Raw genomic sequence first — 21,078 nt, 5'->3', positions numbered from 1 at the left:
GTTGCCCAGGAGAAGGCCGCGATGACACCCTCGGGTTCCAAGCGCAGAGTGAAAATAAAAGATACCAGCGACCTCATCACCGGCATTGTATTGCTGGGGTTTGCCATAGTGTTGGTCTTTTATCTGGTACCCAACTATATAAACGAACCGCCGATCCTACAAAACCCAATGATGTCGCCGCGATGGCTGCCGGCGATCATCGGCTGGCTGATTCTGCTGTTTTCGATTCTACTCATTCTTCAGGCCTTCATTGTGGAAGGAAAGCCCGAGGAGGATGAGCGGGCGATTGAGAAAGGCTCCACTCGGCGTTTCGTGCTAATGGTGCTATCGCTGGTGATATATGTTGCCTTGTTTGAGGTAATGGGCGCCGTGTTCTGCGGTATTTTGGCAACCTTAGTTCTTTTCGTAGCGCATCCGGTTCGCACCTGGTGGGTATATAGCCTGGCATTTCTGTTTCCAGTTGTGGTGGCGCTCTTATTTGTAGAAGTAATGAACGTACCACTACCGATAATGCCGCTCGGTTTCTGATTTGCTACTTACTTTTCTGGGTGCCCTATGGAAAATTTTTCGGAAGTCATAGAGATATTCTTCAGCCTGGATAACTTTCTGGCCATAGCCGCAGGCGTGGTTATCGGCGTGGTTGTTGGTTCTATCCCCGGTTTAACCGCCACCATGGCGGTGGCATTGGCACTTCCCTTTACCTTCTCTATGCAGCCGGTTGCCGCTATCCTGCTGCTGGTAGGTATCTATAAAGGGGGGATGTACGGTGGCTCGATTACCGCCATTCTCATCAGAACCCCAGGCTCCCCCGCCTCGGCCTGTACGTTGTTAGACGGCTACCCGATGGCCCAACAGGGGCATGCAAAAAAAGCGCTTAAGGCCGCGCTCTATTCGTCGGTGATTGCCGATTTTATCTCCAACATAGCGTTGATCTTTTTTGCCGCCTACTTGGCTAAAATTGCGCTGAACTTCGGGGCACCCGAATTTTTCTGGCTGATCTGTTTTTCGCTCACCATTATCATCTCGCTAGCCAGCGGCTCTATGATCAAGGGCTTGATGGCAGCGCTGTTGGGCATTTTGTTGTCCATGGTAGGGCTGGATGAGGTCTTCGGTTCCCAGCGGCTTACCTTCGATAGCTACAACTTGATGGACAGCATCTCTTTTATCCCTCTGTTGATTGGCCTGTTTGCTATTCCAGAAATTATCGAGTTTTATCGTAAGAAAGCGATTCCTCATATTAAGGCGAAGGCAAGTGGTGCCGGTTTGGCCTTCTCTGAGCTCAAGCGTTGTATGAAAAGCATTGTGCGAGGCAGCTTAATTGGCGTCATTATTGGCGCTATCCCCGGCACCGGCGCGACGGCGGCGGCATTCATCTCCTACAGCGATGCGCGTCGGCGCTCTCCCAACAGAGCAAATTTCGGCAAGGGCGAGGTAGAAGGGGTGGCAGCGGCTGAGGCCGGTAACAATGGCGTTGCCGGGGCGACGTTAATTCCGCTGTTATCGCTAGGTATTCCTGGGGACGTCATCACCGCCATTATCCTGGGAGCTTTTATGGTGCATGGGTTAACGCCTGGCCCGCTTATGTTCCAGGAAAATCTGTCGCTGATCTATGCACTGTTCCTGGGGATTATGTGCAGCTCGGTCATCCTGCTGGTGGTGGGTAACGTTGCCATCAAGTACTTCTCGTTAATTGCCGATATCCCCAAGTCCATTCTCTTTCCTATCGTCTTGATGTTCTGCGTCTACGGCGCTTATGCGGTCAATAACGCCACGTTCGACGTGTGGCTGATGCTGGCGTTTGGAGTGTTGGGATATATCTTCAATCGTGCCGCCATACCGGCGGCGCCGTTTCTGATTGGCTTCATCCTGGGGCCGATGTTCGAAGACAACCTGCGTCGTTCTCTGCTCATCGGCTCCAATGACCTATCGATCTTCGTACGCGGGCCGATTACCTGGGCCTTCATCGCGCTGACCGTGGGTTCCATCGGCCTGGCCGTTTATCGCTTTGCCGCCTCTCGACGTGGTGCGCGCAATAGCACTGACGAGTCACGCCAAAGCTGAGTTAACCGACCGTCACTCCGCCGCAGACAAACAGCGTCTGGCCGGTAATAAAGCTGCTACGCTCGTCGCAAAAGAAACTGACAGCCTGGGCCACGTCTTCAGGTTGTCCCATTCGGCTTAGCGGAATGTTATCGATGATGCGGCGAGCGCGCTCGGAATCGGGCGGATTGTTTTGCCAGAAGGCACTAGTGGCGATAGGGCCGGGTGCCACGCAATTGACCGTAATACCGTGCTCCGCCAGCTCCAACGCCCAGGTGCGGGCCATGGATTGCAGTGCTCCCTTTGTCGCGCTGTAAATAGTGCGCGCCTCTTTACCGAGCACCACACGACTGGCATTCATGACGATACGACCCATGCCCTGTGCCTTGATAGTGGGCAGTAGCGCTTGAGTGCAGACCAGCGCCGAGCGCACGTTCAGATGCATGAGCTTATCGAAGTCCTCAAGCCGTGCCTCTTCAAGCAGCGCTGGTGCCACAATACCCACATTATTGATCAGCCGAGACACCGCATATCGTTCGGCGATTTCCTCCATCACCCGGCGAGTAGCGTTGGCGTCGGCAAGGTCGACTTGGTAGGCGTCTTCTTGTAAAGAGCCGGCCTCCGGCGCGACGATATCCGCCACAATAACGCGATAGCCATCCTGTTGAAGTCGTAAAGCAATGGCTTGGCCAATGTTTCTAGCCCCGCCGGTAACCACGGCGCAGGGCTGTTGTGACGTTTTGTCTTGATCAGAATGTTGACCCATTTTTATTGTCCTTTTATACGTTAAATATTTGTTTATTAGAGTTTTAAAACGCTAGCATTCCTGAAAGTGACATCAGCCCGATGATCAGGCTAAGCGTAAAGAACGAAGCGACTGTCGCCACCAGCATCGCCGCAGCGCTTACGCCGCCTAAACCATAGCGTTGGCCAAAAAGTGGGTAAATGCTGATCATCGGTGCGGCAGCAAATAGCAACGCACCGGCCATATAAAGCGGATCAATGCCTGGAACAAAATAGAAGGCGATGAAGATGAGCAGGGGGTGAATAATCAGTTTGCCGATGACAATTTGACCTACGTCGCTCGCCATACCTTTAACCTGTAGGCCAAACAGCGCGCCGCCGATCACAAACAGCGCCGCTGGGCCCGCTGCTTCGGCCAGCATATCAATGGCTTTAAACAGTGGCGCGGGAATATTGACGCCGGTAACGGCCAGACAAATGCCGATCAGCAAGCCTACCAGCACCGGGTTTTTGATAAGGCTAAGCAACGTCTTTTTAACCGTTATCCATGTGCTGGAACCTTGATGGCTGCCCATTTCGGCCAGAATCAGCGCTGCGGGAATGATAATCAGTGTCTCAATAACCATATTGAGTGCCATAAGCACCGCCGCAGGTGAGCCGATGACCATCGCTGCCACGGGGTACCCGACAAAACCGCTGTTGGAAGCTGACATGCCTAGTGCCTGCATAGCACTGGCGTTGAGTGGTTGGCGCTGTAGTTTTAAGCAGAGCAGTAACCCCGCAGCGAAAACGGCGATAGAGCCCAGCCCGTAAGCCACCAGATAGTTGAGCTTGAAAACCTCTTCGAGAGGTTGCTGGGTGAGCGCGCGAATTACGAGCGCGGGCAGCGCGCAGTAGAGCACAAAGACGCCCACCCCCTGCATCTGATCGCGCTGGATAATGCCGCTCCATCTCGCTATATATCCCAAGCCAATAAGTAGGAATATGGGCGTGGTAATCCCAAGTATAGCTAGCATAGCGGCCCCTTAGCGCATGAAGGCAAATAGTTAAGTTCGAATAACGAATAATTGTACGCTATTTATCTGGCGCTTCATGGCATAGAGTGAGCAGAAGGCGTGACAAGTTGCTCGATATAATGAGCACGCGGTGGTATTACGAGCAGATCGATCTGTTTTAGAGATGATGCCGACGCAATTGATGTCTTCAGCCCGCAGAATATCAGTGTTGTTTAACATCATCATCTTGAGTGCTATCGCCAAGTTCCGCTTCCAGACGCTGCTGTGCAGTGACGCGCACAAAGGCATTCGGCGCGCCCAGCCCTTGGTAACCCTCCCGTTGCACCAGCTCAAAGAAGAACGCCTGGCGGCCGGGCTGGGTATACAGCTGATGGAAGTCACCTTCGCCATCCTGATCAAACAGGATGTGGTGCGCTTGCATCCATTGCAGGGTTTGCGCCGGTAGGTCGAAGCGCGCGGCCAGGTCGCGGTAGTAATTGCCGGGAATCGGCAGTACCGGCGTGCCCGCCTGCTGCAGCGCCGCACTGGTGTCGCGCATGGCGCTGGTGCGCAGGGCAACATGGTGAATTCCCGAGCCGCCGTACTGGCGCACAAAACGGTTGCTGGCGGTATCCGGCGAGGCGCTGGCGTTAAGCGCCAGGCGGAAGCGACCGTTGTAGTTCTGTAGTACCTGGCTCTGGATCAGCCCGCGGGGGTCGGTGACATCGAAGGAGGGCGTTGGCGCTAACTGGAAAATAGCGCGGTACTGCAGCATCAGCGAGAGGTAGTCGTGGTAGGAGAGCGCCACGCTGATATGGTCGATATCCACCAGCGCCCCCTGAGGAGCCGGCTGTACATCGACAGGGAACTCGCGATCCCAGGTGCGGCTTAGCTGCGAGTCATCAATAATATAGGAGAGGCTGCCATCCACATTGCGCAGGGCGCTCATGCGGTGGCTGGCACCCACCTCTTCGGGTTCCACGATATCGTAGCCAAGTTTGTCGGCACGTTTAAACGCCTCATAGGCATTTGCCACGCGCAGGCCAATCGCCGTTACTGCGGTGGCATCGCGTCCTGGCGTGCGGCCGGTAAAGCTCGATTCGGCATTGAGTACCAGATTGACGTCACCTGCCGCCCAGCGCTCGGCGTTAAGCGTGTGGTGGCGCCCCACGCAGGCCATGCCCAGCGCGGTAAGCAGCTCGCGCAGCGAGGCTAAATCGTCAGGCTCAACGGCGATTTCCAGAAAGGCGACCGACTCGATCGGCTGCGGTGCGGGAATGCCGCTGTCGCCCTGCATGCTGCGCAGCAGGTTGTAGGAACGCAGCCCGTCCCGGGCAGTTTGGTCGCTGTGACCCATGCGAAAGACATCGTTAAAGATCTCGTGGGAGAGCGGGCCGTCGTAACGGGTCTCATCCAGCATGGCCATGAACTTATCCATCTGCAGCTCGCCCTGGCCGGGGAAGCAGCGGTAGTGGCGGCTCCACGACAGGTGATCCATGGAGAGGCGCGGCGCATCGGCGGTCTGTACCAGAAAGATGCGATCCCCCGGAATGCGGCCAATGGTGCCTAGCTCGGTCTGACGGGAGAAGATATGGAAAGTGTCCAGCACCAGGCCGACATTGGGGTGGGCGGCACGGCGCACCACTTCCCAGCTGTCGCGGTAGTCGTGAATATGGCGGCCCCAGGCCAGCGCCTCATAGGCCACGCGCAGGTGTCGCCGCGCGGCACGCTCGCCGAGCTCATAGTAGTCATCGGCGGCGCGGCTTAACCCCGGTAACGAGTCGGGATGAACGGTACTGCACGCCATAAGCAGATCCGTGCCCAGCTCCTCCATCAGATCAAACTTGTGCTCGGCGCGGTCAAAGGCCCGCTCACGAGCGCGGCCCTGGAGACCTTCAAAATCGCGAAACGGCTGAAGCGTCACCAGCTTGAGGCCGCGGGAGCGAATCAACTCACCCGCTTCCCGCGGCGTGCCGGTGAACGCGGTTAGGTCATTTTCAAACAGCTCAAGCCCCTCAAAGCCTGCCTGAGCAATGGCGTCTACCTTCTCTTCCAGGGAGCCGCTTAGGCAAACCGTGGCAATGGATGAGTACATGGAGTGTGCTCCTTGGTATCGAACAATCAGTAACCCGTCAGCAAGGTGACCGACCGGTGCTGGCAGGAGAAGTGGCGATTGGTCTGCTGTCATCGAATAAACAGGTGCTGACGCGTCAGGCTTGTCGGGCGATCGCTTTTCGATGCTGCAAGGCTTTCAGATAGATCTCTTGGGTTCGCATGATGTGCGCGTGTAGAACGCTTTCGAAGCTTGCGATATCGCTTTTCTTGAGGTGCTCGATCATGGCGTGATGCTCCTGGAAGCTTATATTTCTTAACTCGGTTTGCGGTGATGTGATGGACGTTCGCAGAGCCGAAATACGGTTGCTGATCAAGTTGAAGGCATCGAGCAGATATCGGTTGTCGCAGTGCTCGAAGAACATCTGGTGGTAGGCGCTATCGAGGCTGGAATACTCCTGAACATCGTCTTTATCAATAGATGACTGCATCTTCTGAGTGATCAACTGCAGAGATCTAACGAGTCTTATCGGGCTATTCGAAAAGCTGCGCTTCGCTGCCTGTAGTTCTACCATAAAGCGAAAGTCGCAAAGGTCCACAACGTCCGCGCTCGTTGGCTCGAATACGAAACTGCCGCGTTTGGGCTTAACGGTGACAAGCCCCAACGTTTGAAGTCGAGCCAGCGCGTCTCTTATAGGGGTCCGGCTGACTCCGAGTTTCGACGAAAGCGCCTCTTCAGGGATTTTTTCTCCCAGGACAAAATCCCCGTTGATGATGGCCGTGCGAAGTCGTTCGGCAACGATGTCCGTCAGGGACTGAACAGGCCCTATGCGAAATTTGTTTGTCATTAATTCGCCCTATCAACCGTTTACTGTCTTTTGTTTTCGAATCAGTCGTAGCAATACCGGCACAAACCATATGGAAAGCGTCAGGATGCCAAGCGTTGCGGCGATGGGGCGCGAGAAGAAGTCGAGCAGGTTGCCGTCACTCTTGATGAGCGAGGTAATCAGGTTGCTTTCGAGCATGGGACCCATCACCAGACCCAGTATGACCGGGGCGACAGGCAGGCCATTCTCTTCCATGAGGTAAGCTATCAATCCCAGCACCAGCATGATCACGATACCGGTGTAGGTATTGTCGATCGCATAGGAGCCAGCAATGGCAAAAATCAGGATGAAAGGCACTAGAATGCTCTTCTTTACCTGAAGAAGATGCCGAGAGGCAAATATGGCGATCAGGCCAAGTGGAATGATCAGCAGGTTGGCCACCAAAAAGGTAATGAAGACCGCGGTCACTTCGACCCCTTTCGTGATAAATACCAGCGGCCCCGGGTTAAGCCCCTTGGCGTAGAGCACCCCTATGACGATCGCGGTGATCGAATCCCCTGGAATACCGAACACCATGGCCGGTACATACGCACCGGATAGCGCAGAGTTGTTTGCAGAGCAGGCGTCTACCAGCCCTTCGTCGTGACCCGAGCCGTACTTTTCAGGTTGGCGAGACATCTTCTTGGAGACGGCGTAGGCAATCCAACTGCCGATATCGGAGCCCGCGCCGGGCAGAATGCCCACAATATTGCCGATCAACGAGCCCCGCAGGATGTTGACCTTGTAACGGAACAGGGTTTTGCCCAGGCCCGAAAACAGCGAACGAAAGGAAACGTGTGAAGGCGCCTTCTCTGTCGAATCCTTGTGGACGAGGGTGCGAATGATCTCGGGGATGGCGAACATGCCGATCAGGGCTGGTACGAAGGCCACACCTGAAATGACAGCGTCGATACCGAACACGAAGCGTGGATAACCCGCCGTCGAGTCGAGACCGACCGTGGCGATCAAAAGCCCCACTCCCAGCGAGAGCAGACTCTTTAATACGGAGCCGGTACCCAGCATGACAGCCGCTGTCAGCCCGAGAAGCGCCAGCCAGAAATACTCGGTGGAAGTGAAGTTCAGAGAAACCAGCGCAAGCTTGGGCGCGGCGAAAATGAGCACCAGCGATCCGAAGACGCCGCCAAAAGCGGCACAGAAAACCGAGATACCCAGCGCCTGCCCTACCTTTCCTTTCACGGCGAGACCATTCATGTCGCTGACGTAAGCGGCCGAGGCGGCCGTTCCGGGAATTCGCAGCAGAGCGGTGGGTATATCGGAGGCGAATATCGCCATGGCCGCCGTCGTGACGATCGCGGCAATGGCGGGCACCGGATCCATAAAGAAGGTGATGGGTACCAGTATGGCCGTTGCCATGGTGGCGGAAAGCCCCGGAATGGCGCCCACGAAGAGTCCGAAAAGTGCACTGATCAGGATGACGCTGAGCGTGGTGTAGTTGAAAACTAAGGGCAGCGCTCCCACGATGTTGTCGGTCATGTCGTTATACCCTTAGATGAATGATCCGGCGGGAAGAGGCACATTGAGCTGTTGAGATAGCAGGTAATAAACCACGACGACGAAAACAGCGGCGCAGCCAAGAATCAGCGGTTGGCGGTAGCCTTCAAGCCACAATAGTGCCAGCGCCAGAATGATCCCACCGGGTACGAAGCCGATCTCTTCAATCCAAATCGCGAACACAAGACTTCCCAGAATCAGCAGTAAAAACCCCAGGACGCGCTTCTTTTTCAGCCAGCCCTGGTTGGTGACTAGTAAGGGAGTCGCTTTTCCCGCGAGCATGTACTTGGCGATCAATATCACGCCGCCGATCAGAAAACCGCAGCCGATAATCGTTGGAAAGGTGGAGGGGCCGACCATCTGCCCAGGCATGGCAGGAAAGGTACGTGCCTGGAAAACCGCCAACGCGCCAATGAGCATGAAGGCAATACCAATCACAATATCGTTGAATTTCATATGAGAAGACCTGAAGCAAATGGATACCTTGCAGGCAAGGTACCCATTTTCGCTATTCAACAATGCCCAGAGATTTCAGCGTTTCGCCGATTCTCTGATCCGAGCTCTGCATGAAATCCATGAACTCATCACCTTCCAGCCAAAGCGTTGCGTAGCCGCGATTGTTCATGAATTCCAGGTAGGTCGGGTCGTTCACTATGGCGCTCATATGTTCCTGTAGCGTGTCGATGATTTCTTCATCCACGTCGGCAGGCCCGACCAGTCCGCGCCAGGAACCAAACGACCACTCGTTGCCCGTCGCTTCTTCGAAGGTCGGCAGGTCAGGAGCGTTTGAGGAGCGCTCTGTATTCAGGATCACGAGTGGCTTGATGAGTCCCGCATCCATCAGTGCACGCGCTTCCGGCATCGACGCGGCCGCGAAATCCACGCCGCCGGCGGCGAGATCCTGAAGGCCCGGAGCCGCGCCTTCGGAAGGAACCCACGCCACTTTGTCCGCCGGGATATCTGATGCCAGCAGCATGCCGGCTTCTGCAATGTGATTGACGCCGCCCTGGGCCGAGCCGCTGGCCTTGAACTCGCGATGTCCGGATGAGCGAATCGCTTTCAGCAGATCGTCGATGCTGTCATAGCCGCTTCTGGACGAAACGAAAATGGCAACTGGGTCGGCATTGTAAAGCCCGATGGGCGAGTAATCCTGGTAGGTGATATCCGTGAGGCCCTGGTAATGCATGCCGCCTATTTCAAGGGTGGCGATTCCGATCGTATAGCCGTCAGGCGTGGCATTGGCGATGGCCGAATGGCCGATAACGCCCGAGCCGCCGGTACGGTTGACCACGGGAACGGGAACACCAAGGCTCTCTTCGAGCAGGGTGGAAATCATGCGCGCGGTTGCATCTGTGCCACCGCCGGCGCCCCAGGGAACAACCAGCGTGATGGGTTTATCAGGCCAGCTACTGGCGTGCAGAGGCGATGATGCAAGCAGCAGTAATGAGGCAATTCCAAGGGCTTTGTAGCCTTGGCTCTTCGTTGAATGAGTCATGAGGGTCTCGTATTGTTATCAAAAGCTTGTTGTATGTAACACATAACACTTCAATTTAAATGCCGGGTACCGTCAAGAAATAATACTCAAAAACGTATTATCAAAAAGTATAATAAATAAATAAGTTATTGATAATAAATAGTATTATTGTTTTATCACTATCCGTGCTTGAACACACAAGTGCATATTTAAAGCACGCAGTTCTTACATACAACAATCAAATTTTATTGAGTTATTGCTCTATAAAAGGGGCTTTAAAACGCTGAAATAGTGGTTTTTCTTATTACTTTAGTCTTAGTTAAGCGGTTTAAGCTCAGATTTGTCTTGACGGCTTCAGGATTAATTGTTGTATGTTGTATGTAACATATTAGGTGAGTCGAGGCGGCGTACACGCTCAAGCGCCGGTTCCGCTACGGAGGAAAGATGACCAGGACAATCAACCTGATTTTTAGAGTGGTTGACGTCGCACTCGTGGCACTGCTGTTTGGCATGACGGTCATGGTGTTTGTAAACGTTGTCTTACGTTACGGTTTCGGCTCGGGTATCGACGTATCCGATGAGCTTTCGCGATTTTTTTTCGTGTGGCTGATTTTTCTTGGCGCCATCGCAGCCATGCATCGCAACATGCATATCGGCTTCGATCTGGTGCTTTTGCTGGCCCCGAGGCCGCTCAGGCGTGCCATGCTCGTCGTTGCCAACGGTCTGGTCGTTGTCGTTTGTGGGCTGCTCATCACCGGCGCACTCCAGCAGTTCGATATAAACGCGACGAATATCGCGCCGGTGACGCGCCTGCCGATGATTTGGGTCTTCGGCGCAGTTATCCCCATGGCGGGAGCGATCGGTTTGATCGCCGCGCTGCGTATGTTGGGCTATCTGACCGGGCGGCTGACCTCTCTACCGCGTGGCGGTGAGGTGGCGCCATGATTTTGGGTATCTTTGTCAGCACTTTGATCGCCACTCTGGCGCTCGGTGTCCCCGTGGCTTTTGCGCTGCTGATCTGTGCGGCCATGATGGGCTGGGCGCTCGATCTGCTCGATCCACAGATCATTTCGCAACAGCTAGTGCTTGGCGCCAACAACTTTTCCCTATTGGCTATCCCGTTTTTCCTACTGGCTGGGGAGCTGATGAACGCCGGCGGAATGTCTAAGCGGATCATCGCTTTCGCGATAGCTTTCGTGGGCCATCTGCGTGGTGGGTTGGGCATCGTGGCGATCTTTGCCGCTATCATTCTTGCATCGCTGTCGGGCTCTGCCGCCGCCGATACTGCGGCCCTGATCGCCATCATGCTGCCCATGATGCGCGCATCGGGCCATGACGAGGCGCGCTCTGTCGGGCTCTTGTCGTCAGGGGGTGTCATCGCGCCGATCATCCCGCCTTCTATCGCCTACATTATTTTTGCGGTGGCGACTAATCTCTCGATTACCCAGCTGTTTCTGGCGGGCATCGTTCCGGGTGTTCTGATGGGGCTCGCGGCGATGGCGGCATGGCTGATCGTTGCACGTCGCGACAATGTCGAACCGCTGCCGCGTCAGGGGTGGATGACGCGCTTGCACGAAACTCGGCGGGCGATCTGGTCGCTAGGTATGCCGGTCATCATTCTGGGCGGCATTAGGTTCGGTATTGTCACGCCCACCGAGGCGGCCGTCGTCGCCGTGGTCTACGCCGTATTCGTCGGCATGGTGATTCACCGAGAGCTGAAGATCAGTCATCTGTTCGAGGTCTTTCGCAACGCAGCGCTCACCACGGCGGTCGTCATGCTGTTGGCCGCAGCGGCGTTGGCCACCGCCTGGTTCATCACCATCGCCGATTTGTCGGGAATAGTGCTCGAGCTGGTCGGCCCGCTGGTGGAGTCGCCGCGTCTGCTGCTAATCGTGATCATGCTGATCGTGCTGCTGGTAGGCACCATGCTGGATATGGGGCCGACCATTCTCATCCTCGCACCGGTATTGCTGCCCGTGGTCGTCGAGGCTGGCATCGATCCGATCTACTTCGGGGTGATCTTCGTCGTCAATACCGCGATCGGTCTTGTTACCCCGCCTGTCGGCATTGTATTGAGCGTCGCCTCCGGGGTGTCAGGTGTCGCGCTGCATCGGGTGGCGCGAGGGGCGGCGCCTTTTTTGATCGCCCAGGTACTGGTGCTGGTACTGCTGGTCGCGTTCCCGCAAATCGTTCTCTGGCCACTGGAGTGGTTGGCTCGATAATGTCGAAGCGATCCAGCAGTGGTACGTAACTTGCGTCTTCAAACAATAAATAAGGAATGACTCATCATGAAAAAAATGACCTTCCTCGCCGCGACGGCTCTGACTGGTCTGACAACGCTGGTACCGGCCATGGCCCAGGAGTTCGGCAATCACACCTTTCGAGTGTCGAACGGCGCCGCTCAAGACCATCCGGTGGCCACAGGGGTTGATGCCATGTCTAGCTGTCTTCAGGAGGGCTCGGGTGGCGCGATGAAGCTGCGCGCCTTCTACTCTGGCCAACTGGGTGACGACGCTCAGGCAACGCAGTCGGTGCGCTCGGGCTCCATCGATATGGTCGTTGCCGGGGCCGACGCGCTGGCGGGCATCGAGCCTGCGATGGGCGTTTTCAGCCTACCGTTCCTGTTTTCCGATTTCGATGAGGTCGATCAGGTGATGACCGGCCCCTACGCTAACGATCTGGCCGAGAAGATGGCCGGACATCAATTGGTAATGCTGTCGATCTGGGAAAACGGTTTTCGCCATGCCACCAACTCGGTGCGCCCCATCCAGAGCGTGGCGGATTTCGAGGGACTGAGCATTCGCGTGATTCAGAACCCGATCTATCTCGCTACCTTCCGCGCGCTCGATGCAAACCCGGTGCCTATGTCGTTCGGCGAAGTGTTCACGGCACTCGAAACCGGCGCCGTCGATGGCATGGAAAACCCACTGCCGCTGATTCAGTCCCAGCGTTTCTACGAGGTTCAGGACTATGTCACGCTGACGCAGCACGCCTATTCCCCGTTGCCGGTCTTGATGTCCGAACGCAAGTGGAACGGTCTTAACGAAGATGAGCAGAATCTAGTGCGCGAGTGTGCGGTTGCGGCGCGCGACCCCCAGGTCACGCGTGCCCGCGAAGCCGTTGACGAGGCTCGCGCCGCGCTGGAATCTGAAGGCATGGAGTTTACCGAACTCAGCGAAGAGGCAATGGCCGAGCTTCGCGAGACGGTGGCGCCGGTTTACGAGATCAGCCGTGACGCGCTCGGCGGTGACAACATCGACCGAATGATGGAACAGCTCGACAGCATCCGTTCAGGTAACTAATAAAGAGAGAATTATGTCTCGACCCACTGTACTGATTACCGGCGCGGCAGCGGGCATCGGCCGGGCCATCGCGAACCGGCTGGTTCAACGAGGCGCGCGTGTCCTGCTCTGGGACGTCTCGGCGCCGGCACTGGAGCAGACACGCGACGAGCTCGGCGATTTAGCCCGGGCAGAGGTCGTCGATATCGCCGATGAAAATGCCATTGCCTCGGCGGATATGACCACGTGGCGCCCGACACACCTGGTCAACAACGCCGGCATTCTGGGGCAAAAGCGCAGTTGGCTCGACCTGGAGGCCGCTGAAATCGAGCGTTTGTTACGCATTAACGTGACAGGCCCAATGCTGGTCACCAAGGCCTTTCTGAACGCACGCGCCCTCGATACGCCCGGTGCGATCGTCAATATGGCGTCTATCGCGGGTGAAAACGGAGGCGCGCCGGGCTTTGCCGCTTATGGTGCCTCGAAGGGCGCATTGTTGGCGCTAACCCGTGCGATGGCGCGCGATCTGGCCCCGGATCTTCGGGTCAATGCCTTGGCGCCCGGCATCATTCAGACTGCCATGCAGACCGGCGCGCCAGGCGGGGCGGCGAACGCCGAGGCTATCCCGCTCGGTCGGGCAGGCAGCGCCGAGGAAGTGGCCGGCGCCGCTGAATGGCTGCTGCTCGATGCGCCTTATACCTCTGGCGAAGTGCTACGCGTCGCCGGTGGGCGGCGCTGACGCCCACGTACTACTTCCATCACTCAAAGGTGCCCAATGACTGACACACGGCCAACTACCCAGGCTTCTCTTCTCAGATCCCTTATTGCCAAGGGCGATATTGTCGCTGCACCCGGTGCCCCCGACTCGCTGTCGGCGCGCTTGGTCGAGCGAGCAGGCTTCCCCGCTATCTATATGACGGGCTTTGGTGCCACTGCCAGTCGTTTGGGGATGCCCGATATTGGGCTTTTATCCCAGACTGAGATGACCGAGCACGCCCGTAATATGGTGCGAGCTGTCAATATCCCCATTATCGCCGATGCCGATACCGGCTATGGCGGGCCAAACAACATTTACCGCACCGTGCAGGAATACCTGCAGGCTGGAGTCGCTGCGATCCATTTGGAGGATCAAGAGGCACCTAAACGCTGTGGCCAGCGAGCGGGTGTACGCTTGATCGATGCCGATGCCAATGTACGACGTTTAAAAGGCGCCATCGCCGCACGTGGTAGCCAAGATATGCTGGTCATTGGTCGCACTGATGCGATGCCTGCCGCAGGGCCCGAGGAAGCGATTCGCCGAGCGAAAATGTATCAGGATGCTGGTGTCGACCTGGTATTTGTCGATGGCATTAAAACCATCGCCGAAATTGAGGCCGTCGCTAAATCTGTCGAAGGGCCCAAGGTCGTGTCGATCGTGGATGGCAACGAAACGGTCAAGCTGAACCAGGCAGTACTGCAGGAGATGGGGTTCTCGGTCGTTTTCTATGCCGTCACCCTGCTGTTTACGGCGAGCAAGGCCATGGAAAACGCACTGGTACGCCTGCGCGAGGACGGTACCCCAGCAAATGTCGGTGATCAGCATAATTATAACCAGTTCACCGAGATCGTGAACCAGGACTTCTTCAACGCCTTTGATGACCAGTATGGAGCGCGTTCATGAACCCCAAGATTGTCGTTACCGATTTTGAATTTCCCGATCTAGCACCCGAACGAGCGGTCATTGAAGCGGCTGGTTTTCAGTTAATCGAAGCTCAGTGCAAGACAGAAGCCGAGGCCATCGCTGCCTGCGCCGATGCGGATGCCATTATTAATCAGTATTGCCAACTGACAGCTGGGGTGATCGACAAGTTAGAACGTTGTCAGGTTATCTCGCGTTATGGTATTGGGCTGAACACTATTGATGTACCGCGTGCCACCGAATCTGGCATCTATGTTGCCAATGTGCCAGACGGCTCATTGGAAGAAGTATCGGATCATGCCATTGCACTCATGATGGCGCTGAAACGAGGCATTGCTACCTATGATCGCGCGCTAAGAGCAGGCACATGGGACTACACTGTTGCCAAGCCACTATCGCGGTTACGTGGGCAAACATTGGGATTTCTTAGCTTCGGCCAAATTGCCCAGCGTATGGCACACAAAATGGCGAATTTTGGGCTGCGTATTATTGCGCATGACCCATACGCCGATGTAGCTGTCGCGAAGTCCGCAGGTGTTGAGCTGGTGACTTACGACAAGTTAATCGCCGAATCCGATATCTTGTCAGTACATGTTCCGTTGACCGATGAAACCCGGCACATGATTTCAGATGCACAGTTTGCGGCGATGAAGCCCACTGCCCTAATACTGAATACCGCTCGCGGCCCAGTGGTTGACGAGGATGCGCTGGTGCGGGCACTGAAAGACGGGCAAATTGCAGGCGCAGGGCTCGATGTGTTTGAAGCCGAACCGATTGGCGCTGATCACCCGCTATTATCGCTTCCCAATGTCATTACTAGCCCGCATTGCGCTTGGTATTCAGAAGGCAGCGAGTTCGAGATCCGCTCAAAGACTGCGCAGAATATCGTCGACGTATTACAGGGACGTGAACCGACTTATCTCGCTAATCCGGCTGTCCGCGATATTCTTCGCGCTAAAGCCTGAGGGTGGATCGAGCCGACGCAGAGGCATCATGATCCGTTTCGGATAAGCGTTCGACGGCAACGAGCTGAGTGCGGTGAACATGCGTTTTCAGCACTCTCTCAAATCTGGCCATGTCCTGTTGTTTTAGCGCCTCAATGATGTCGCCATGTTCAGTAAAGCTGGCCTCACGGCGTTCTTCCTTGGCTGCTGTCAGTACGGTGCGGATTGTCGCTAGCCGTGCTTCAACCAGCATATAGGCGTCCTGTACCAATGTGTTTGAACAGTGTTGGAAGAACGCTTTGTGGAAGGCGGTATCCAGTGCGGCATAGCGCCTGGTGTCTCCGCTTTTATGGGTGCTGGCCATTTCATCGAACAGCCCTTGAAGAGCTTGAATCAATGTCTCACCCCCGCCTCGCATGGCGAGGGTGCAGGCTTCACGCTCTAGCATTTCACGGTATTCGCACAGTTGACCTATGTCGACGATCGTAGGATTGAAGACAAAACTACCTCGCTTGGGGCGGATTTCAACCAAGCCTGTAAATTGCAGTGCGTTTAGCGCATCGCGTACCGGTGAGCGGCTGACACCAAACGTTTCGGCTAGCGACTCTTCTGAGATTTTCTCACCCAAGGTGAACTCGCCAGACACAATAGCATCACGAATCCGCTCCATAACAAGTGTTGCCAGGGACTGGGGGCGCTGGATCTTAAGAGGTTTGGAAGCCATAGGTGTTCCGCACAGTGGGTGGTGACTGCATCTAGTATGTAAAGTACCACACACCGTAAATCTAAATATAGTTGTGTCGTTTTGTTTCAACTTGGGAGAATTTTATATGGACACCAAGGATAACGCGTTCAATACAGAGTTAAAGGGTACGGTTGCCATCATTACGGGAGCAGGTGGTGACATTGGCGAGGCCCTTGCTCAAGAGTTAGAACGCTGTGGTGCGACTAACTGCTCGATATAATGCGTACGCAGCGGTATCACATGCGGATCGATCTGTTTAGAGGCGATGCAATCGGCGGTGAAAAAGCGAAACGCATCCACGCCCTGAAACACAAACAGATCAACACCCGACAGTGTTTTGGCGCCCGCCTGGTGGGCGGCGTTTAACAGCTCGGTGTGGGCGGGGATGTAAACCGCATCGAAGACCCAATGCTGGGCACCCAGCCCAGCGGTATCGATGGGGCAGCCGGGGTGGTTGATATGGCCAATCGGCGAGCAGTTGACCACGCCTTGCCACTGGGGCAGTTCCTGCTGCGCCTGCTCTGAGGTAATGCACGTCGCCTTAATGTCCATGGCGTTAAGGTCACGGCTGAGGCTCTCTGCCCGGGAAGCATCGTGTTCGAGAATATGGATGTGGCTAACGGCAAGCTCCCCCAGCGCACACGCCACCGCACGCCCAACGCCACCGGCGCCAATGAGTAGTACCTCACCCGCGGGCTGGCTGCCGAAAGAGTGGCGGTAGGCGCTGATAAAGCCGGTGTAATCGGTGTTCTCAGCGCGCAACCCATCCGCGTCAAACAGCAGCGTGTTGGCAGTGCCTACCCGCCGAACGCCTTCGCCGCGGATATCGGCCAGCTGTGCCGCTTTCTCCTTAAACGGGAACGTAACGTTGGTGCCCCGGTAGCCCTCGGCACGCAGCTTTTGTATTGCATTGGGGAAGTCAAAATCTGCCACGCCCCGGCTATCGATTAAATCATAGCGTACCGGCTCGCCCAGTGAGGCACCCAGGCGCTCATGCAAATCGGGAGATTGCGATTTAGCAATACCTTCGCCTACCAGTCCGAGTTTGATCATGCTTGGCTCTCTCCCGAGTCGTGGTTTGGCGTTGCCTGAGCAATACCATCAATTTCCGCTTCCAGGCGTTGCTGTGCAGTGACGCGCACAAAGGCATTCGGCGCGCCGAGCCCTTGATAACCTTCACGCTGCACCAGCTCAAAGAAGAACGCCTGGCGGCCGGGCTGGGTATACAGCTGATGGAAGTCACCGTCGCCATCCTGATCAAAAAGGATGTGGTGCGCTTGCATCCATTGCAGGGTTTGCGCCGGTAGGTCGAAGCGCGCGGCCAGGTCGCGGTAGTAATTGCCGGGAATCGGCAGTACCGGCGTGCCCGCCTGCTGCAGCGCCGCACTGGTGTCGCGCATGGCGCTGGTGCGCAGGGCAACATGGTGAATTCCCGAGCCGCCGTACTGGCGCACAAAACGGTTGCTGGCGGTATCCGGCGAGGCGCTGGCGTTAAGCGCCAGGCGGAAGCGACCGTTGTAGTTCTGTAGCACTTGGCTCTGGATCAGCCCGCGGGGGTCGGTGACATCGAAGGAGGGCGTTGGCGCCAGCTGGAAAATAGCGCGGTACTGCAGCATCAGCGAGAGGTAGTCGTGGTAGGAGAGGGCCACGCTGATATGGTCGATATCTACCAGCGCCACCTGAGGAACCGGCTGTACATCGACAGGGAACTCGCGATCCCAGGTGCGGCTTAGCTGTGAGTCGTCAATAATATAGGAGAGGCTGCCATCCACATTGCGCAGGGCGCTCATGCGGTGGCTGGCGCCCACTTCTTCAGGCTCGACAATATCGTAGCCAAGTTTGTCGGCACGTTTAAACGCCTCATAGGCATTTGCCACGCGCAGGCCAATCGCCGTTACTGCGGTGGCATCGCGTCCTGGCGTGCGGCCGGTAAAGCTTGATTCGGCATTGAGTACCAGATTGACGTCACCTGCCGCCCAGCGCTCGGCGTTAAGCGTGTGGTGGCGCCCCACGCAGGCCATGCCCAACGCGCTGAGCAGCTCGCGCAGCGAGGCTAAATCGTCAGGCTCAACGGCGATTTCCAGAAAGGCGACCGACTCGATCGGCTGCGGTGCGGGAATTCCGCTGTCGCCCTGCATGCTGCGCAGCAGGTTGTAGGAGCGCAGCCCGTCCCGGGCCGTCTGGTCGCTGTGACCCATGCGAAAGACATCGTTAAAGATCTCGTGGGAGAGCGGGCCGTCGTAACGGGTCTCATCCAGCATGGCCATGAACTTATCCATCTGCAGCTCGCCCTGGCCGGGGAAGCAGCGGTAGTGACGACTCCACGACAGGTGATCCATAGAGAGGCGCGGCGCATCGGCGGTCTGTACCAGAAAGATGCGATCCCCCGGAATGCGGCCAATGGTGCCCAGCTCGGTCTGGCGGGAGAAGATATGGAAAGTGTCCAGCACCAGGCCGACATTGGGGTGGGCAGCACGGCGTACCACTTCCCAGCTGTCGCGGTAGTCGTGAATATGGCGGCCCCAGGCCAGCGCCTCATAGGCCACGCGCAGATTGCGCCGCGCGGCACGCTCGCCGAGTTCATAGTAGTCATCGGCGGCGCGGCTCAATCCCGGTAGTGAGTCAGGGTGAACGGTACTGCACGCCATAAGTAGATCCGTGCCCAGCTCCTCCATCAGATCAAACTTGTGCTCGGCGCGATCAAACGCCCGCTCCCGGGCGCGGCCCTGGAGACCCTCAAAATCGCGAAACGGCTGAAGCGTCACCAGCTTGAGGCCGCGGGAGCGAATCAACTCACCCGCTTCCCGCGGCGTGCCGGTGAACGCGGTTAGGTCATTTTCAAACAGCTCAAGCCCCTCAAAGCCTGCCTGAGCAATGGCGTCTACCTTCTCTTCCAGTGAGCCGCTTAGGCAAACCGTGGCAATGGATGAGTACATGGCATCACGCTCCTTACATTGAGTAACATTAGTAGCCCGCCAAGCGCGGCAGGAAGGTGACCAGCGCTGGTACGAAGGTAATCAGCAGCAGAATCAAAAACTGCACGCCCAGCATTGGCAGAATGCGGCGGATAATCGGCCCCATTCCCACCCCAGAGACAGAGTCGGCGACAAACAGGCAGAGCCCCATGGGCGGTGTGATCAGCCCCATCATCAGGTTGAAGATCACCACGATGCCGAAATGCAGTGGGTCGATACCCAGCGCCATGGCGATGGGGTGGAGGATAGGCACGAGCACCAAGATGGCCGCTATACCCTCTAAAAACAGTCCCACCACCAGCAGGAGTAGAATCACGGCAATCAGGAAAGTCCACTGGGTATCGATACTCATCAGCGCCCACTCGGTGAGCATGTTGGGCACGCGTTCGAAGGTTAATACCCAGTTGGCTGCGGCAACGGCGCCCATGATGACCATAATCACCGCGCTGTCGCGCATGGCTCGGGCGAAGATGCCAGGCAGGTTCACCAGTTTGATATTGCGGTAGAGCACCACGCCCAGAATCAGCGCGTAGACCACGGCAAAGGCCGCCGCCTCGGTGGGCGTGACGATACCGGCAAGAATGGCCCCGACCACAAACACTGGCATGAGCGCGGGCAGCAGGCCGTGGAGAAGGGCGTGTCGGCGCGACTGCTGTTTTGACTGGGTGGCGCCAAGGTCACCGGCAAAAAAGTAGACGTAGATGGAGAGCCCCAGTGCCAGCAAAAAGCCCGGCACGATACCGGCTAAAAACAGCCCCGGTACCGACACACCCGACACCGTCAGTGCATAGATAATCACCGGAATACTGGGTGGAATAATCGGGCCAATCACCGAAGAGGCAGCGGTAAGCGCAGCGGCAAAATCCCGGGGGTAGCCCTCTTTTTCCATTGATGGAATGAAGACCCGCCCTAGCGCGGAGGTGTCGGCAATTGCCGAACCCGAGAGGCCGGCAAAAATCACCGAGGCCCAGATATTGACGTGTGCCAGCCCCGCTTTCAGGCGGCCGACAATGGCGGTGGCCAGGTTAATAATCCGGTGCGTGATGCCCGCTTCGTTCATCAGCTCGCCAGCCAGAATGAACAGTGGGATCGCCAGTAGCGGGAAGGACTCCATCCCGCCGAAAAACTGCTGCGAGACGATTCGGATGTGGTAGGGCAAATCGCCGGTGCTCATCAGCACCGTCAGCGAGCCGAGAATGGCAAAGGCAAACGGCACCCCGAGCAGTACAAGGGCTAAAAGTAGTATAAAAATCATGATGAAGCCTCCTCACCACGCTGATCACATAGGCGCAGCGCGCCCATCACCAGTGCAGAGAGACAGAGCAGCCCACCACCGATGAGCATGGAGGCTTGAAAAAGCCACATCGGCATGCCGGTGCTTGATGAGGTGCGGCCACCCCGTGCGGAGATAAACTCAACGGCTGACACCATCAAGCCAATGCCCACTACTAGCACCACCAAGTCGACGGCCACGGCCTGCCAGCGCACCCAGCGCGGCGGCAGCAAACGACGAATAAGGTCAAAGCCGATGTGCTTGTCCTGTAGGTACGCCCAGGACATGCCAAACATCAGGCCGTAAATCATCAGGTAGATGGCGGTATCTTCCCCCCAGGTAATGGAGCCGCCAAAGGTGTAGCGCGCAAAGGCATTGCCTGCGACCAACAGAAAAATCAGCACCATGGCAAGTCCTGCCAAACTGCCATTGAACAGGATCAGGCCGCGGTGTAACCGGGCGAGAAGAGGAGACATAGGAGCACCTTCGATCGATAGTC

The 21,078-nt window shown here is 56.5% G+C and carries 20 protein-coding genes; 8 read left to right on the top strand and 12 right to left on the bottom strand.

Annotated features, from left to right (window positions below; translation table 11 throughout):
• Positions 1-21: 21 nt before the first annotated feature.
• The gene (locus tag KF947_RS11010; RefSeq protein ID WP_133732227.1) at positions 22-528 is read left to right on the top strand and encodes a tripartite tricarboxylate transporter TctB family protein; all 507 of its coding nucleotides are present in this window, start codon (positions 22-24) and stop codon (positions 526-528) included.
• A gap of 27 nt (positions 529-555) precedes the next feature.
• Positions 556-2,061 carry a tripartite tricarboxylate transporter permease gene (locus KF947_RS11005; protein ID WP_133732226.1) on the top strand — a complete coding sequence of 502 codons (1,506 nt, stop codon included), beginning with the start codon at positions 556-558 and terminating at the stop codon, positions 2,059-2,061.
• A 1-nt stretch (position 2,062) separates the two neighbouring features.
• On the opposite strand, the gene KF947_RS11000 is transcribed toward KF947_RS11005, so the two are convergent.
• From KF947_RS11000 to KF947_RS10970, 7 genes are all read right to left on the bottom strand, one after another.
• Entirely contained in the window at positions 2,063-2,806 is a 744-nt protein-coding gene (locus KF947_RS11000; RefSeq protein WP_223288322.1) for an SDR family NAD(P)-dependent oxidoreductase, read from the bottom strand.
• A 43-nt stretch (positions 2,807-2,849) separates the two neighbouring features.
• Positions 2,850-3,800, bottom strand: coding sequence for an AEC family transporter (locus KF947_RS10995; protein WP_227403993.1), 951 nt, complete (start codon positions 3,798-3,800; stop codon positions 2,850-2,852).
• Positions 3,801-4,002: 202 nt separating this feature from the next.
• The gene (locus tag KF947_RS10990; RefSeq protein ID WP_227403992.1) at positions 4,003-5,874 is read right to left on the bottom strand and encodes a bifunctional sugar phosphate isomerase/epimerase/4-hydroxyphenylpyruvate dioxygenase family protein; all 1,872 of its coding nucleotides are present in this window, start codon (positions 5,872-5,874) and stop codon (positions 4,003-4,005) included.
• A gap of 115 nt (positions 5,875-5,989) precedes the next feature.
• Positions 5,990-6,679 carry a GntR family transcriptional regulator gene (locus KF947_RS10985; protein ID WP_227403991.1) on the bottom strand — a complete coding sequence of 230 codons (690 nt, stop codon included), beginning with the start codon at positions 6,677-6,679 and terminating at the stop codon, positions 5,990-5,992.
• 12 nt (positions 6,680-6,691) lie between these two features.
• On the bottom strand, positions 6,692-8,191 hold the full coding sequence (locus KF947_RS10980; RefSeq protein ID WP_227406252.1) for a tripartite tricarboxylate transporter permease: 1,500 nt from the start codon (positions 8,189-8,191) through the stop codon (positions 6,692-6,694).
• A gap of 12 nt (positions 8,192-8,203) precedes the next feature.
• The gene (locus tag KF947_RS10975) at positions 8,204-8,665 is read right to left on the bottom strand and encodes a tripartite tricarboxylate transporter TctB family protein (protein ID WP_223288327.1); all 462 of its coding nucleotides are present in this window, start codon (positions 8,663-8,665) and stop codon (positions 8,204-8,206) included.
• A gap of 52 nt (positions 8,666-8,717) precedes the next feature.
• On the bottom strand, positions 8,718-9,704 hold the full coding sequence (locus KF947_RS10970; protein WP_223288328.1) for a tripartite tricarboxylate transporter substrate binding protein: 987 nt from the start codon (positions 9,702-9,704) through the stop codon (positions 8,718-8,720).
• Between the two features lie 423 nt (positions 9,705-10,127).
• On the opposite strand from KF947_RS10970, the gene KF947_RS10965 reads away from it, so the two are divergent.
• The 6 genes from KF947_RS10965 to KF947_RS10940 all read left to right on the top strand — a co-directional run bounded on the left by KF947_RS10965 (position 10,128) and on the right by KF947_RS10940 (position 15,607).
• Positions 10,128-10,628 carry a TRAP transporter small permease gene (locus KF947_RS10965; RefSeq protein ID WP_088699283.1) on the top strand — a complete coding sequence of 167 codons (501 nt, stop codon included), beginning with the start codon at positions 10,128-10,130 and terminating at the stop codon, positions 10,626-10,628.
• A complete protein-coding gene (locus KF947_RS10960; RefSeq protein ID WP_088699282.1) occupies positions 10,625-11,905 on the top strand; it encodes a TRAP transporter large permease in 1,281 nt (426 codons plus the stop codon). The genes KF947_RS10965 and KF947_RS10960 overlap by 4 nt, the downstream gene beginning before the upstream one ends.
• A 66-nt stretch (positions 11,906-11,971) precedes the next feature.
• Positions 11,972-12,985: a DctP family TRAP transporter solute-binding subunit gene (locus KF947_RS10955; protein ID WP_223288330.1), complete on the top strand. Its 1,014-nt coding sequence runs from the start codon at positions 11,972-11,974 to the stop codon at positions 12,983-12,985.
• Between the two features lie 13 nt (positions 12,986-12,998).
• Positions 12,999-13,703 (top strand): SDR family NAD(P)-dependent oxidoreductase, encoded by a 705-nt coding sequence (locus tag KF947_RS10950; RefSeq protein ID WP_223288331.1) that lies wholly within the window; start codon positions 12,999-13,001, stop codon positions 13,701-13,703.
• Between the two features lie 36 nt (positions 13,704-13,739).
• A complete protein-coding gene (locus KF947_RS10945; protein ID WP_227406251.1) occupies positions 13,740-14,624 on the top strand; it encodes an isocitrate lyase/PEP mutase family protein in 885 nt (294 codons plus the stop codon).
• Entirely contained in the window at positions 14,621-15,607 is a 987-nt protein-coding gene (locus KF947_RS10940; protein WP_227406250.1) for a C-terminal binding protein, read from the top strand. The genes KF947_RS10945 and KF947_RS10940 overlap by 4 nt, the downstream gene beginning before the upstream one ends.
• Here the strand turns inward: KF947_RS10940 and KF947_RS10935 are convergent.
• The 5 genes from KF947_RS10935 to KF947_RS10915 all read right to left on the bottom strand — a co-directional run bounded on the left by KF947_RS10935 (position 15,597) and on the right by KF947_RS10915 (position 21,055).
• Positions 15,597-16,310 carry a GntR family transcriptional regulator gene (locus KF947_RS10935; protein WP_223288334.1) on the bottom strand — a complete coding sequence of 238 codons (714 nt, stop codon included), beginning with the start codon at positions 16,308-16,310 and terminating at the stop codon, positions 15,597-15,599. The two genes, KF947_RS10940 and KF947_RS10935, sit on opposite strands and share 11 nt — an antisense overlap.
• A 198-nt stretch (positions 16,311-16,508) precedes the next feature.
• Positions 16,509-17,384 carry a shikimate dehydrogenase family protein gene (locus KF947_RS10930; protein WP_227406249.1) on the bottom strand — a complete coding sequence of 292 codons (876 nt, stop codon included), beginning with the start codon at positions 17,382-17,384 and terminating at the stop codon, positions 16,509-16,511.
• Positions 17,381-19,267: a bifunctional sugar phosphate isomerase/epimerase/4-hydroxyphenylpyruvate dioxygenase family protein gene (locus KF947_RS10925; RefSeq protein WP_227406248.1), complete on the bottom strand. Its 1,887-nt coding sequence runs from the start codon at positions 19,265-19,267 to the stop codon at positions 17,381-17,383. The genes KF947_RS10930 and KF947_RS10925 overlap by 4 nt, the downstream gene beginning before the upstream one ends.
• Positions 19,268-19,295: 28 nt before the next feature.
• A complete protein-coding gene (locus tag KF947_RS10920) occupies positions 19,296-20,561 on the bottom strand; it encodes a TRAP transporter large permease (RefSeq protein WP_009286280.1) in 1,266 nt (421 codons plus the stop codon).
• A complete protein-coding gene (locus tag KF947_RS10915; RefSeq protein ID WP_133732221.1) occupies positions 20,558-21,055 on the bottom strand; it encodes a TRAP transporter small permease in 498 nt (165 codons plus the stop codon). Before KF947_RS10915 ends, KF947_RS10920 begins: the two co-directional genes overlap by 4 nt.
• Between the last annotated feature and the right edge of the window lie 23 nt (positions 21,056-21,078).

Source organism: Halomonas sp. FeN2, from assembly GCF_020595105.1.
GTDB lineage: Bacteria > Pseudomonadota > Gammaproteobacteria > Pseudomonadales > Halomonadaceae > Vreelandella > Vreelandella neptunia.
Note: the sequence above shows the minus strand (reverse complement) of the source record. Positions and strands in the feature narration are given on the sequence as shown.

Excerpts from the sequence above, each read along its gene's own strand:
- KF947_RS11010 (WP_133732227.1), top strand. The coding sequence starts at position 22 with ATGACACCCTCGGGTTCCAAGCGCAGAGTGAAAATAAAAGATACCAGC.
- KF947_RS10990 (WP_227403992.1), bottom strand. The coding sequence starts at position 5,874 with ATGTACTCATCCATTGCCACGGTTTGCCTAAGCGGCTCCCTGGAAGAG.
- KF947_RS10930 (WP_227406249.1), bottom strand. The coding sequence starts at position 17,384 with ATGATCAAACTCGGACTGGTAGGCGAAGGTATTGCTAAATCGCAATCT.
- KF947_RS10960 (WP_088699282.1), top strand. The coding sequence starts at position 10,625 with ATGATTTTGGGTATCTTTGTCAGCACTTTGATCGCCACTCTGGCGCTC.
- KF947_RS10980 (WP_227406252.1), bottom strand. The coding sequence starts at position 8,191 with ATGACCGACAACATCGTGGGAGCGCTGCCCTTAGTTTTCAACTACACC.
- KF947_RS10925 (WP_227406248.1), bottom strand. The coding sequence starts at position 19,267 with ATGTACTCATCCATTGCCACGGTTTGCCTAAGCGGCTCACTGGAAGAG.
- KF947_RS11005 (WP_133732226.1), top strand. The coding sequence starts at position 556 with ATGGAAAATTTTTCGGAAGTCATAGAGATATTCTTCAGCCTGGATAAC.
- KF947_RS10965 (WP_088699283.1), top strand. The coding sequence starts at position 10,128 with ATGACCAGGACAATCAACCTGATTTTTAGAGTGGTTGACGTCGCACTC.
- KF947_RS10920 (WP_009286280.1), bottom strand. The coding sequence starts at position 20,561 with ATGATTTTTATACTACTTTTAGCCCTTGTACTGCTCGGGGTGCCGTTT.
- KF947_RS11000 (WP_223288322.1), bottom strand. The coding sequence starts at position 2,806 with ATGGGTCAACATTCTGATCAAGACAAAACGTCACAACAGCCCTGCGCC.
- KF947_RS10945 (WP_227406251.1), top strand. The coding sequence starts at position 13,740 with ATGACTGACACACGGCCAACTACCCAGGCTTCTCTTCTCAGATCCCTT.
- KF947_RS10975 (WP_223288327.1), bottom strand. The coding sequence starts at position 8,665 with ATGAAATTCAACGATATTGTGATTGGTATTGCCTTCATGCTCATTGGC.
- KF947_RS10915 (WP_133732221.1), bottom strand. The coding sequence starts at position 21,055 with ATGTCTCCTCTTCTCGCCCGGTTACACCGCGGCCTGATCCTGTTCAAT.
- KF947_RS10950 (WP_223288331.1), top strand. The coding sequence starts at position 12,999 with ATGTCTCGACCCACTGTACTGATTACCGGCGCGGCAGCGGGCATCGGC.
- KF947_RS10955 (WP_223288330.1), top strand. The coding sequence starts at position 11,972 with ATGAAAAAAATGACCTTCCTCGCCGCGACGGCTCTGACTGGTCTGACA.
- KF947_RS10970 (WP_223288328.1), bottom strand. The coding sequence starts at position 9,704 with ATGACTCATTCAACGAAGAGCCAAGGCTACAAAGCCCTTGGAATTGCC.
- KF947_RS10935 (WP_223288334.1), bottom strand. The coding sequence starts at position 16,310 with ATGGCTTCCAAACCTCTTAAGATCCAGCGCCCCCAGTCCCTGGCAACA.
- KF947_RS10985 (WP_227403991.1), bottom strand. The coding sequence starts at position 6,679 with ATGACAAACAAATTTCGCATAGGGCCTGTTCAGTCCCTGACGGACATC.
- KF947_RS10995 (WP_227403993.1), bottom strand. The coding sequence starts at position 3,800 with ATGCTAGCTATACTTGGGATTACCACGCCCATATTCCTACTTATTGGC.
- KF947_RS10940 (WP_227406250.1), top strand. The coding sequence starts at position 14,621 with ATGAACCCCAAGATTGTCGTTACCGATTTTGAATTTCCCGATCTAGCA.